The following is a 12701-nucleotide window of genomic DNA, read 5'->3' as shown; positions in this document are numbered from 1 at the left end:
CGCCATCCATAAGCCGTCCCGTACCTGAACTGTGCGTGAATGATGCAGTCGCTGCCGACGCCGGCCATGCCCGCGTGGCTCCCATGGCAGGAAGCGGTCGTCCTCACCGTGGTGTTTGCTGTCCTCGTTGCCGTCCGCCGCTTCTCGGATGCGCGACTTGGAGACGGGATGCGGGCGCGACTCCTCCTCGGTGTCCCATGGGGGACGCTGCTGACGATGGCCGGCGTCCTGACGGTGTACCTGTTTCTGCAGGGCGCGTGGTGGCACCCGCGGAACCCGCTTGTGACACCGTTCCGGACATGGTCGTACTTCTACCCGTTCGGGATGCTCACCGGGGCGTTCACCCACGGCAGTCAGGGGCACATCACGGGGAACCTCATGGGCACGCTGGTATACGGGACGGTCGCGGAGTACGTCTGGGGACACTACCCCCGAAACCGCGGCGTCCAGACCTTCACGTCGCTACGGACGAACCCGTTTGCCCGGATCCTGGCCGTCCCCGTCGCCATGTTCGTCGTGGGTTTGTTCTCTGCGGTGTTCGCCATCGGGCCGATTGTGGGCTTTTCGGGCGTGGTGTTTGCTATCGCCGGGTTCGCGCTCGTGACGCGGCCGACGCTGTTTCTCGGTGCGTTTCTCGGGAACCGCGTGCTCGACCTCCTGTATTCGGCGCTTCGCTACCCCGTTTCGACGGCCTCGGGTCAGACTCGCTTTGTGACGCCGTGGTGGTCCAACATCGCCATCCAGGGGCACGCTATCGGTATCCTGGCTGGCGTCATCGTGGCCCTCGCGCTACTGTGGAATCGGAACAAACGCCCCGACACGCTCCGGGTGTTCTTTGCGACGCTCGTGTTCGCCGTCGCACAGGGACTTTGGGCGGTGTACATACCGCTCGGCGGCGGCCGGTTTCGGTTGTTCCGCTGGGCCGGGACGGCGCTGGTGTTCGTTCTGGCGCTCGTCGTCGCAGCAGCGACCGTCAGTTCCGACCGGACGTTTCGCCCCTCGCTTGACCGCCGGCCGGCGTCACTCGCAGTGGTGATCCTGCTCGTCGTCCTCGGCGCACTGAGCCTCGCTGCCGTCCCGACGAACGTCGTCGACCTGGAGGAGGACCAGCTCCCCGAAGACGGTATCGAGGTCAGAGACTACGTGGTGACCTACGACGAGAACGTGCCGAACGCGTATTTCGAGAGCATCTGGGTCCCAACGCAGCGAGAGGGGGCGAGCGTCAACGCCAGCGGCGTCATCGTCGCCAGCGCAGAGCGCGAGGTCTGGATCGCTGCCGTCCAGCCGGGCCGGCTCGCAGTCAACGGTGAGGAACGGGTCACGGTCGGCGGGCCGACCTGGCGCGAGTCGGTGTACGCGAACCGGACGGACTGGTCGGTGCTCGGTAACGCCAGCGTCTATCGGGTCCAACTCAGGCGCGAGGGCGGCCAGCCCCGGACGGCCTACACCTCGGAGCCGTCGACGGCGGACGTGATACTGGACGGACGGAACGTGACAGTGGCGGCCCGGCAGAACGGGTTCGACGTGGTCGTGACGCGAGGCAACGAAACGGTCGGGCAGGCACCGCTTCCGGCCAATATGACGCGGACGCGGATCGGCGGGCTGACCTTCGAGCGGAACCGCTCGCGGCTGTACGCACGGACAGATGGCACTCGGGTCAAGATTGCGGAGCGTCGCCAGCAAGCGGCGCGAAGCTAGGTCCAGTCGATGCGATACACTTCCGCGGTAATCGCCTGCCGGTCCGACTCGTGGAAATCGAACTGTCGCGGCAGGTCGAACTCCGTCTCGAAGGCGTGGGTCACCTCGCCGCCGTTGTCCTCGGCGAAGGATTCGACAAATGATTGGCTCCCCTCGTTGTGAATCGAGTACGAGACGCCCGCGACGACTGCGGCGGTTTCGAGGAACCGGCGGTCGGCGTGTTCGTTGTCCGACTGCGCGCCGAACGGCGGGTTCATGACGACGGTTGTCTCGTCGATAGGGGGACACAACGGGGCTGCCGTGGCATCGGCTCGAACCCACGACACCGGCGTCGTCGACCCGACTTTCCGCTCGTTCCGCCGTGCAGTCGACAGCGGCGCAGGATCGATATCCAGCCCGACGACCCGCGCCGGTGACCGGAGCGCTGCACCCAGCGCCAACATCCCGGTGCCACAGCCGAGGTCGACGACCGTCTGTCCCTGGATATCGTTCTGGAGGTCCGCGGTATGGACCAGATGCGCCGCCAGGTCCGGCGGTGTCCGGTACTGTTCGAGACTAGCCCGCGGGTTGTCGAACCCGGCGACAACGGCGAGTTGCTGGGCGAGCGCACTCTTTGTCGGCATTACGCGAGATACGCCCGATTCATTCAAAAACGTTTGGAAATGCTCAGTGGTTATTATTTCGGGAGTTCGACGACGAACTCGCTGCCGCCGAGGTCACTATCCTCGACCCAGATATCGCCGCCGTAGCTCTCAACCATCACCGACACGAAGTAGAGTCCGAATCCGGTCCCCGTCGACTCGGTTCCACGCTCCCCCTTCTCGAAGATAGCGTCGCGCTCTGCCGGCGGTATCCCGGGCCCGTCGTCCGCGATGTGAAGGCGGACCACCGAGCCGACACGTTCCGTCGTCACCTCGATTGTGGAGCCCGGACCGCCGTGCTCAACGGCGTTCGTCAAGATGTTTCCGACAACATCGTCGAGGAGGTCGTCGGCCACAACCTCGACCCCCTCGTGGATGTCCGTTTTGAGCGTGCAGTCCTCGTCCATCGAGGCTGCCTTGTTTACCGCCCCTTCGATGACCGGGGCCAGTTCAATTGTCTCTGCCTCGGTCAATCCGTCGTCCGACATCGTGTTCAGGACGCTCCGGACCTTCTGTGTGAGGTCGACGATATCCCGACTCCAGTCCAGAATCGTTTCGGCGTAAGTCGCCTGTGTCCCGCCGAGTGCGTCTGCAAGCGTTTCTGCACGCGCTTCGATGACTGTCATCCCGTTGAGGATGTCGTGTCTGAGAATGCTGTTGAAAAACTCCATCTGCTCTTCGCGGCGCTTGAGATCCGTGATATCCGTACCCTCCACGATTATTTTCCGAACAGTACCGTCGGCCGCTACCGGTCTGGCCACGACAGCGGTCGAGATCCGCTGGCCATCTGCGCCGATATGCTCGGCCTCGAATCTGACCATCTCACCCTCCGTCGCCCGCTCGACAGCGTCCTGACAGCGGCTTGCTACCGCCTCATCGTGGTTCCACCAGGGTGTGTCCCAGAACGGTTCGCCGAAGATGGCTTCATCATCGGCGTTGATGAACCCGAGCGCCGTTTCGTTCGCCCTGATGAGGTTTCCGTCAGCGTCGAGGATACCGATGAACGTCTCCGGTGAGTTGAACGTCGCTTCCAACAGCCGCTGGCTCTGTTCGCGTGTATCGACGGCTAGCTCGCGCTCGATCTCCGCCTCGACCCACTGGGTGAGATGCTCGAACAGCGTCTGCTGCCAGTCCGAGAACTCCGCGATCGCCTCGCTGTCGTTGACGAAACACAGCGTCCCGTATTCCGACCCGTCCGCCCGCAGCGTCGCGCCGACGTACGCCTGTAGCCCGAACCGCTCGTAGGCGGGGTCAGTAGCCATTGACTCGCTCGCGTTAGTGACGATGTGAATCCCGGCTTTGTCGAGGGTGTGTCTGCAGTACGTCTCCGAAAGCGGTGTCTTGGCGCCCGGGGTAATCGTCGAAGACAGACCGCTGCTGGCGACGATTTCGTGTTCGTCGCCAGAGACGACTGCGATATGCCCGTTTGGAAACCCCAGGTGCTCTCGACCGACGGCCAGAACTGGCTCGACGCGTTCCCGAAACGAGGTTCCGCTGGCCGCCATCGCCGCAGTGAGGTCCTGCATAGCCGCAAGATAGCGATCCTGCTCTGTCGAATCGCTAGTCTCGGCACCGTCCAGCGGATCATCCATACCAGGGGACTCGATCCCCCCGGAATTGAACATTCGGTCCTGGTTCTCACGAGTTGAAATGCATTCGAGCGATGACGGTGTGACAATCGGCCACGCCTAGAGCGTCGCGTGCGGGAGTTCAACACAAAAAGCAGCGCCGCCGAGGTCGCTGTCTTCGACCCAGACGTCGCCGCCGTAGCTCCGGACCATCGTGTCCACGAAGTAGAGCCCGAAGCCAGTGCCCCCGGATTCGGAGCCTTTCTCGCCACGCTGGAAGATGCGCCGGGCCTCGCTGTTCGAAATCCCGTCCCCGTCGTCCGCTAAACAGACGGTCACGACGCCTTCCTTGACTGTCGTCGTCACGTCGATGGTCACGTCTGGTCCGGCGTGTTCGACCGCGTTCAGAAAGAGGTTCCCGAACACGTCATCGAGCAACTCGTCAGCGACGACAGTGACCGCTTGTGGCTCGATAGTAACGATACAGTCGTCGCTGACCGATCGGGCGCGCTCCGCCGCATCGTCGAGGACAGCCTGTAGCTCCCGGTGCTCGTGGTCCCGTCCGCCCTCCTCGGTGACCGTCTCAAGCACCGACCGGACCTTCTCGGTGAGTTCGATGAGGTCGTCGCTCCACTGGACGATGGTCGACGCGTACTCGCGTTCCTCGCTGTCGAGCGTGTCTTCGAGGAGTTCCCCCCGCGCCCGAATGACGTTCATCCCGTTGAGGATGTCGTGTTGCAGGATGCTGTTGAAGAAGTCCATCTGGTCGGTCTGGCGCTGAATGGCACGCTGCTGGCGGCTCCTGACGACTGCGTACCGGAGCGCTCTCACGAGTCGGTCGCCGTCCAAGTCCTCTTTCGGCAGGTAGTCCTGTGCGCCCCGGTTGATCGCTTCGATAGCCACCTCCCGGTCCTGCATCCCGGTGAGGACGATGATCGGCACTCCCTCCACGATCTCGGTTGCCCGGTCAAGGGTCGCAAGCCCTGTTGACTCGGGGAGTCCGAGGTCCAGCAGTACCACGTCGTAGGCCGCCTCCGAATGCTCGGCGACCGGCGCAAGCGATTCGACGTGGGAGATCGTCACGTCGTCGACGAAGTGCGCCACAGCCGGCGAGTTCAGGTGATGCTCGACGAGGCGGGCGTCGCCCGGGTTGTCCTCGACGAGGAGTACATCGAGATGTACCGTCTCAGCCATCGTTATTTCGGCGGCCGCTTGACGACCGTGAGGAAGAAATCTTCAACGCTGCTCACGATGTCGACGAAGCCGTCGAAGTCGACCGGTTTCGTCAGGTAGGCGTTCGCGTGGAGGTCGTACGATTCGATGATGTCCTCTTCCGCCTCGGAACTGGTCAGAACGACGACCGGAATCCGCCGGAGCGACTCGTCGCCCTTCATCGCTTCGAGGACTTCCTGCCCCCCTTTGCGGGGCATGTTGAGGTCGAGCAACAGCAGGTCCGGCCGCGGTGCGTCGCCGTACTCCGCTTCCTGCCGGAGGAAATCCAGCGCCTCGACGCCGTCGTTGACGACGTGAAGGTTGTTCAGCACCTTCCCCTTCTCCAGGGCTTTCTCGGTCAGTCTGACATCGCCGGGGTTGTCCTCCGCCAGCAGGATCTCGACCGGCCGACCCTCGGAGGACTCAGTCATCGCCGCTCACCTCCGTCACTGCGGGCAGCGTAAATTTGAATGTCGCGCCGTCGTCGGACGGTTCGACCCAGATGCGTCCGTCGTGGCGCAGGACGATCCGCTGGCAGACGGCCAGCCCGATACCGGTGCCCTCCGTGTCGTGGGCGCCGGCGCGGTGGAAGATGTTGAACACCTCCTCGCGGTCCGCCGCCGGAATCCCTGGCCCGTTGTCCGAGACGGTGAAGGTCACCATGTCGTCGTCTTCTTCCGCACTGACCTCGATACGGGGTTCGATGTCCGCCTCCGTCGCGTACTCGATGGCGTTTTCCAGTAGATTCTGGAACACCTGGCCGACCTGATTCGGATCGGCGTCGACGCGGGGGAGTGATCCCGCTGTGATGGTTGCGTCTACCTCTTCTATCCGCATCCGCAAGGCGTCCAGCGTGCGGTCGAGAACCGCTTCTGGGTCCGTCTCCTCGAAGTCACCTGCGTTCGTCTCGACGCGGGAGTACCGGAGCAGGGCGTCGACCATCTCCTGCATCCGGCGGGCACCGTCGACGGCGAAGGCCATGTACTCGGCGGCCTCTTCGTCGAGGTCGTCGCCGTATTCGCTGTCCAACAGGTCGACGTAGCTCGACACCATCCGGAGCGGTTCCTGCAGGTCGTGGGACGCGATGTAGGCGAACTGCTGGAGCGCCTCGTTGGAGCGCTCTAGCTCCGCCTGTTTTGATTTGAGCCGCGTCTCGCGTTCGATTCGCTCCAGCCCGGCAGCCGCTGTACTCGCGAGAATCTCCAGCAGGAACCGCTCGTCGCCGTCGAACGACGCCACGGTCTCGGACCCGATACACAGCATCCCCTGGTCATCGAGCGGGAGACATAGGAGCGTCCGCATCGGCATCGACGGCGCTGACGGGTTCGACAGTTCCTGGTAGTCCTCGATAACGGTCGGCTCGCTGGTGTGGAAAATACGGTTCTCGTCGCTGTCTGGACCCATCGGCGGGAGATCCGCCGCCGTTTCCACTCCGGCGAAGTCGGTCGCCTTTGCCGTCGCGCCGATTGGATAGAGCGTGTCGTCGCCGCTGTCGTATGACCAGATCGCGGCGAGCGGCTGGTCGACGATACGCTGGGCAATCTGTGCGACTTTGTCCGCAGCCGCAGTCTCTGTGCGGCTGTACAGCAGTTCATTTGTCGCGCCGCTGAGCGCCTCGACGCGCTCCTCACGGCGCTTGAGGCCGGTGATATCTCTGGCCACACTGACGACCTGTTTGAGCCGCCCGCTGTCGTCGAACACCGGTCGATACCACGTCTCGAAGACGAGGTCGTCGATTTCCTGTGTCACGCGGACTTCCTCCCCATCGAGGGCCTCCTCGACGGCGGTGATGATGTCCGGATACTCGCTGTACGTCTCGAACACCGATGTCCCTTCGAGGTCGCCGGGCTCCAACCCCAGGCCTTCCAGCCCTTTCCCAGCTGAATACGTGAACACGCCGTCCGGGTCTAGCGTAAACACCACGACAGGGAGATTCCCCATCAGGGTGTCGAGCTGTTCGCTCTGCTCTGCGTGTTTTCGTTCCCGCTCGCGGATGCTGGTCACATCGTGAATGAACGCCACAACACGGGTCTCGTCGCCGAGAGCGGCTCGCTTGAGCGTTACCTCGACCAGTTGGTCCGTGCCGTCGGGTCCCTCTGTTGCCCACTCGACCTGCGCCGAACCTGACGTGGCTGCCTCGGCTATCAGGTCGTTTGCGTCCGCTGTGGAGAACCCCGGCGGGCTGAACTCGCCCACGTGCATTCCGACGATGTCGTCCGGAGCGCACCCCAGGAGCGCGCCCGCGGCCTGGTTGGCCCGGACGACAGTTCCGGTGTCGGCGTCATGGACCATAATCGGGTCCGGACTCGCCTCAAAAACATCCTGGTAGATAGCAGCGCCCTCTGTAGAAGCCATACCCCGTATCGATGCCCGGGCTACAAGACAGTACGTCTCCCGTTCTCAGATGTGAGAACTGTGGTTACCAGGTGCCGTGGAAGGTGTCAAACTCCAGGGAGTCGAGCGGTTTCTCGCCGATGGCGATCTCGTACTCGCCGGGCGTGAGCATCGGCTTCTTGAACTGCGGGCCGTCGTCGGTGGTGATCCGGGGACAACCGGTGTTGACGTAGGCGTCCATCCCGAAGTTCGTCAGCCGGTCCGGCGTGACTTCGTCCATGGTTATGAGGTAGGCGTTCTCGTTGTTGTCGACGATCTCCTGGGCCTTGTCCCAGCGGCCCTGGCCGATCTTGGTACAGAAGATGACGCCCCAGGACTCGGCGTCCATCGCGCGGTGGACCGCCCCGTAGCGCTGCTTCATGAACTTCTCCGTGTCGGCGACGGTGACGACGTTGTTGACGGGATCGGCGATAACGACGTGTTTTTCGGGGTGTTCCATCGCCAGCCCGAGGGGGTGGAACTTCCCGCCGCCGACGTACAGCATCTGGTCGGCGTCCACGTCGGCGCTGGCGTAGTTACAGCCCAGCACCTGTCCCTCGTGGGTGAGCCGTTCGTCGCCCCGGCGCGTGTGAACGGTGTAGCCCCGCTCTTCCAGCCACTCACGCATCTCGTCGAACTTGTTCATGTGCTGGGCCGTCGTCACCAGCCCCACGTCGGGGTCCTCTTCGGGGTCCGCGAGCTGTTCCTCGCGGGCCTGCTCCATGATGGGGAAGACGTCGACGTTCGAGAACAGCGGTACGTAGATGATCTTGTCCGATTCTTTCATCGGCGAGTGGCCGAAGTGGACGAACACGTCCGTCCGGCGCATCATGTAGGTATCCAGGTCGCAGGCCCCGTAACAGGGCTGGCCCGAGAGCAGCACCGTCACGTCGTCGGGGAGGTTCTCCCGGAGGTCGTCGGCCACGGCCGGGCCGCGGCGTTTCAGCCCCTCGGGGAACTGCAGCCCCACCTTCTCGGCGTCCCGTTCCTCGACGGCCTCGATGATTCGGTCGAGTTCGTAGTCCCACTCGCGGTCGTGTTTGAGCGACAGTCCGGTGTTCCGGAGGTCGCCGTCAGTCCGCTCTTGACTCATTGCAACCCTGTATCCGTTCGAGCGGCATAACCCCCGTGTTTCGGTGAGCGACAGTTACGCCATAATTTCGGAGAGCCGTCGTTCGACCCGCTCGACGTTCTCCTCTAAGTCTCGGGCCATCTGGTGTTGGGTCTCGTTAGCGTCAGCCAGTTCGTCGATAGACTCGGAAACCTCGGCGGCACGCCGGGCGATTTCGTCGATCATGCTGGCGATTTCTTCGGCGCTTGCGGCTTGGTCGTCCGTCGCCTCCGCGACCTCTCCGATGCCCTGTTCCGTCTCCGAGGTCGCGTCGAGGATGGCCTGTTGATTGTCAAGCAACGTCTCCAGGTCCGAGAGGGCCTGTTGGATCGCATCCGTCGTCTCCTCGACGTTTTCGGCGGTGTCGTCGGCCATTTCGCGGACCTCACCGACGATGCGCTCGACCTCGTCGGCGTGCTGCTTGGACTCGTCGGCCAGTTCCTTGATCTCGTCGGCGACGACCGCGAATCCGTCGCTGTCGCTGTTGCTTCGCGCAGCTTCGATGTTGGCGTTCAACGCCAGCATGTTCGTCTGGTCCGCGATGTCGTTGATGACCTCGACGAACTCGTCGATCTCCTCGATGTGGCCGCGGAGTTCCGTCGAGTCCGCCGCGACCTGTTCGGCGGACTCAGTCGCGTCCTCGACGCGTTCGATGGTTTCCTCGGCTGTCTCGACGGACTCCTCGGCGAGTTCCCTGGCCTCGCCGCTCTGGCTGCTCACTTCCTCGGCGCTGGAGGCGATTTCCTCGACTGTGGCGCTGAACCCGGAGACCTCGGACTGGACCTCATCGAGGTTGTCGGACTGCTCGCCGGCCATGTCTTTGATCTCGTCGGACTGCTCGGTAACGGCCGCGGCGGAGTCGCTGATTTCGCCGACCGCCGACTCGACATCTGTCGCCATCTGCGACTGGAGGTTCTGGAGCGCTTCGCGCTGTTCGACGATATCGCTGAAATCGATCAGTAACTCCAGCGCACCGATAGCGTCGCCGCCGGGGCCCATGAGCGGAATGGCCACCGCTCTCGCGTGCGCCATCGTTCCGTCAGGGCGCTCGGCCGAGCGGAGTTCGGTCTCACGGATCGGCTCCTCAGTCCTGATGACCTCCTGGGCGAGCGTCTCGTCTTCGCCCTCCGTGCCGAACACGTCGTAGGCGTTCATCCCGACCGCCTCGCTCGCCGGGAGTCCGAGCATGCCTTCGACCGCGTCGTTCCAGTGTGTGATATCGCCCTCTGCGTCGACCACGAACGCCGCTTCCGGTAAATCTTCGACAAGCGACTCAAACGCGTGGAGCCAGAACTCCCCGCTTTCCTCTACCGATTCCGGCAGTAATTCGTTCGCTGTAGCTCGTTTAGCCATTATCATAAATCAACCCGGATCAGGCCATATCCTTTGCGATCAATTACAACAACTGATAACGGGCGGGCCGTCCCGGCTAGAGTTTCGTTGCTACCACCGGAACGGCGGTTCCGATCGCCACGACGACGGTGATGAACACGGTCCACTGGAGTAGTACCGAGCGGCTGTCGGTCGTTCCGCTCCAGGCAGTCGTCGTCCGCTGGATCCCGAACGCCAGCGTAACCGCCAGCACGACGAACGACAGCGGGATGCCAAGAAGCAGTGGGACGGGGCCGACGCTGGTGTGGACCACTCTCAGTTCGCGGAACGGAACGAACAGGAGCAGGAAGACGACTCCGTAGCTGACGCCGAAGACCATCGACAGGAGGAGGTACCGGGGTCGGAAGGCGACGCGCCACGGCGGTGTCTGGTCGTCGGGCACGCCCCCGGACGCGAGGAGAAGGAACCGGCGTACGTCCGGCAGGACGTACAGGAGCGGAATCGAGAGTACCGACCCGACGACACCCATTATCACCGCGATGCCGAACAGGATACCAAGCGACAGCACCGCCAGTATGAGGATATAGAGAAATATCGCGAGGATGGCAGCGATTCCCTCGAACAGTTGCATGGACCGTCGACTCGGCGAGGGAACTTGAAGCTCCGGACCTGTCGGGTGCCGCTCTCACCGATCCAGTCCCGTCCGGAGCATACCCGGTTTCGGCAGGCCTATACCGCCCGAGTCCATATCGCACGGTGATGAGCATCGAGACCGATACCGCCGCTGATATCGACGGTGACCACGTCGAGGCGCTCGCTACAGAGTTCGGCGAAGCGATCGCCGAGCTGCCGGTGTACCAGCGATTCAAGGAGACGAAAGACGCCGTCGAAAACCACGACGAGGCCCAGGAGGCCATCCAGGAGTTCGAGCAGATCCGCGAGGAGTTCATGCTTGCCCGCCAGACCGGCAACGCCTCCCAGGAGGACCTTCGGAAGGTCCAACAGAAGCAGGAGGAACTCCACGACATCCCGGTGATGAGTGACTATCTGGAGGCCCAGAACGAACTCGAACTGCGCCTGCAGGAACTCAACGAGATCGTCTCCGAGGAACTGGCCGTCGACTTCGGCCAGAAAGCCGGCGGTTGCTGCGAGGACTGAAGACCGGTATTTGTCACGGTCGCGTTTTCACTGACTCCGAATCAGCAGATCAGGAGCACCGATGGCGCTGACAGTCGTGGTCCGTTAGCGGCATGGCTCTACCGACTCTGCTATCACCCTTCCACTTCGGTTTTCACCACCACGGCTGGTCGTTCGGTCAGTCTGAGCACTTTGTCCGTGATACTGCCGAGGAGACTCCGGTACTCCGCCGGCCGCCGCTTCGTCCCGAGCACGAGCAAATCGACGTCCGCCTCGTCGGCGGTTTCGATGATGGATTCGGCCGGCCGTCCGTGTTTCAGGGTCGTCGTCACGTCGACGCCGGACGCCTCCGCGTCGGCCTGTATCCGGGCCAGCGTCTCCTGTCCGGTCTCTTCGAGGCCGTGCTCTGGCCCCTCCGATTCGTCTACGTATTCGTCGCCGCTGTAGGCCGTGTACACGTCTTCGTCGACGACATACAGCGCGTGGAGGGCCGCACCGTGTTCCGCTGCGAGGGCAATCGCGTGGGACTCGGCGTTAGTCGATGCCTCTGTTCCATCTGAGGCGAGGAGGATGTGATCGTACATACAGGTGGTATTTCTCTCAGTTGGGAAATAAACCGAGGGCCTCGTTCTCAGACAACGGGAGACGACCTGGCGTCTTCGAAACATCTTAGCGACCGGGCGTGGCATCTCCCGGCATGACAGTCGAATCTGATTGGGAAGACTGGCTCCCGCGTGCGGTGGAGTCGGCGACGCCTGACGGGCTGGCGATCTGGTATCTGGGCTGTAACGGCTTCATCGTGAAATCGAGCGGCGGGGCGACCGTCTTCATCGACCCGTATCTCGGTACGGGTGACCCCCCACGGACCGTGCGGATGGTCCCGGTGCCGTTCAACCCCGAGGACATCACCGAGTGCGACGCGGTTCTGGGCACCCACGAACACACTGACCACGTCCACGGACCGTCACAGGCCCCGATTCTCGCTGGCACGGGCGCGGACTATTACACGACCGACAGCGGTCACGACGTCATCCGCGAGGAGGCGTGGCTGGAGAACTACAGCGTCACCGACGACCAACTGCACGAAGTCACGGAGGGTGACACGCTCGAAATCGGCGATTTGACCGTCCACGTCGAACCGGCCAACGATCCCGACGCCGAGCATCCGGTGTCGTACGTGTTCGAACACGAATCCGGCACGTTCTTCCACGGCGGCGACGCCCGCCCCGGCGAGTTCGAAACCGTCGGCGAGCGCTACGATATCGACGTCGGCGTCCTCGCGTTCGGGACCGTCGGGATGATCGACGACAAGGAGACCGGCGAGCCCACGCGAACGCAGTGGTACAACGACGAGAACATGATCATCGAAGCCGCGAACGAACTCCAACTGGACACCCTCGTCCCGTCCCACTGGGACATGTGGAAGGGGATGACGACTGAGCCGACCGTCCTGCACAACCACGCCAACAGCTTCGCGTATCCGTCGACGCTCTCAATCGTTGAAATCGGCGATCGCTACGACCTCGACTGAGAACGGCCGGGACAGCGCCACGCGTACGATCTGTTCATCCTTCACGGCTCACGCCCTGTTCCTGTTACTGAGCCTATTTCTCCCGGATTATATTAACC

The 12701-nt window shown here is 63.1% G+C and carries 12 protein-coding genes; 3 read left to right on the top strand and 9 right to left on the bottom strand.

All coding sequences use genetic code 11. The features are described from left to right. Positions 1–39: 39 nt before the first annotated feature. Positions 40–1698: a rhomboid family intramembrane serine protease gene (locus tag ACOZ4H_RS11965; RefSeq protein ID WP_424329491.1), complete on the top strand. Its 1659-nt coding sequence runs from the start codon at positions 40–42 to the stop codon at positions 1696–1698. Here ACOZ4H_RS11965 and ACOZ4H_RS11960 read toward each other — a convergent pair. The 8 genes from ACOZ4H_RS11960 to ACOZ4H_RS11925 all read right to left on the bottom strand — a co-directional run bounded on the left by ACOZ4H_RS11960 (position 1695) and on the right by ACOZ4H_RS11925 (position 10566). Beyond that, positions 1695–2321: an METTL5 family protein gene (locus tag ACOZ4H_RS11960; protein ID WP_424329490.1), complete on the bottom strand. Its 627-nt coding sequence runs from the start codon at positions 2319–2321 to the stop codon at positions 1695–1697. The two genes, ACOZ4H_RS11965 and ACOZ4H_RS11960, sit on opposite strands and share 4 nt — an antisense overlap. A gap of 53 nt (positions 2322–2374) precedes the next feature. After that, entirely contained in the window at positions 2375–3931 is a 1557-nt protein-coding gene (locus ACOZ4H_RS11955) for an ATP-binding protein (RefSeq protein ID WP_424329489.1), read from the bottom strand. A 96-nt stretch (positions 3932–4027) separates the two neighbouring features. Further along, positions 4028–5101: an ATP-binding protein gene (locus ACOZ4H_RS11950; RefSeq protein ID WP_424329488.1), complete on the bottom strand. Its 1074-nt coding sequence runs from the start codon at positions 5099–5101 to the stop codon at positions 4028–4030. A gap of 2 nt (positions 5102–5103) precedes the next feature. Continuing rightward, complete coding sequence (locus tag ACOZ4H_RS11945) at positions 5104–5550, bottom strand: response regulator (RefSeq protein ID WP_424329487.1); 447 nt, start codon at positions 5548–5550, stop codon at positions 5104–5106. Then, on the bottom strand, positions 5543–7474 hold the full coding sequence (locus tag ACOZ4H_RS11940; protein ID WP_424329486.1) for a PAS domain-containing sensor histidine kinase: 1932 nt from the start codon (positions 7472–7474) through the stop codon (positions 5543–5545). Before ACOZ4H_RS11940 ends, ACOZ4H_RS11945 begins: the two co-directional genes overlap by 8 nt. 64 nt (positions 7475–7538) lie before the next feature. Continuing rightward, positions 7539–8585, bottom strand: a complete 1047-nt coding sequence (gene dph2 / locus ACOZ4H_RS11935; protein ID WP_424329485.1) for a diphthamide biosynthesis enzyme Dph2 — start codon at positions 8583–8585, stop codon at positions 7539–7541. 54 nt (positions 8586–8639) lie between these two features. After that, positions 8640–9956, bottom strand: coding sequence for a methyl-accepting chemotaxis protein (locus ACOZ4H_RS11930; protein ID WP_424329484.1), 1317 nt, complete (start codon positions 9954–9956; stop codon positions 8640–8642). Between the two features lie 76 nt (positions 9957–10032). Further along, complete coding sequence (locus tag ACOZ4H_RS11925; RefSeq protein WP_424329483.1) at positions 10033–10566, bottom strand: hypothetical protein; 534 nt, start codon at positions 10564–10566, stop codon at positions 10033–10035. Positions 10567–10694: 128 nt separating this feature from the next. Here ACOZ4H_RS11925 and ACOZ4H_RS11920 point away from each other — a divergent pair, with 128 nt between their 5' ends. Then, on the top strand, positions 10695–11093 hold the full coding sequence (locus tag ACOZ4H_RS11920) for a YlbF family regulator (RefSeq protein WP_424329482.1): 399 nt from the start codon (positions 10695–10697) through the stop codon (positions 11091–11093). A 113-nt stretch (positions 11094–11206) separates the two neighbouring features. Here ACOZ4H_RS11920 and ACOZ4H_RS11915 read toward each other — a convergent pair whose 3' ends face one another. Further along, positions 11207–11656, bottom strand: coding sequence for a universal stress protein (locus ACOZ4H_RS11915; RefSeq protein WP_424329481.1), 450 nt, complete (start codon positions 11654–11656; stop codon positions 11207–11209). A gap of 113 nt (positions 11657–11769) precedes the next feature. On the opposite strand from ACOZ4H_RS11915, the gene ACOZ4H_RS11910 reads away from it, so the two are divergent. Continuing rightward, positions 11770–12603: an MBL fold metallo-hydrolase gene (locus ACOZ4H_RS11910; protein ID WP_424329480.1), complete on the top strand. Its 834-nt coding sequence runs from the start codon at positions 11770–11772 to the stop codon at positions 12601–12603. Positions 12604–12701 lie beyond the last annotated feature (98 nt).

This window comes from Haloarcula amylolytica (genome assembly GCF_049705545.1).
Classification (GTDB): domain Archaea; phylum Halobacteriota; class Halobacteria; order Halobacteriales; family Haloarculaceae; genus Haloarcula; species Haloarcula amylolytica_B.
This window is presented reverse-complemented; position numbering and strand designations above follow the sequence as displayed.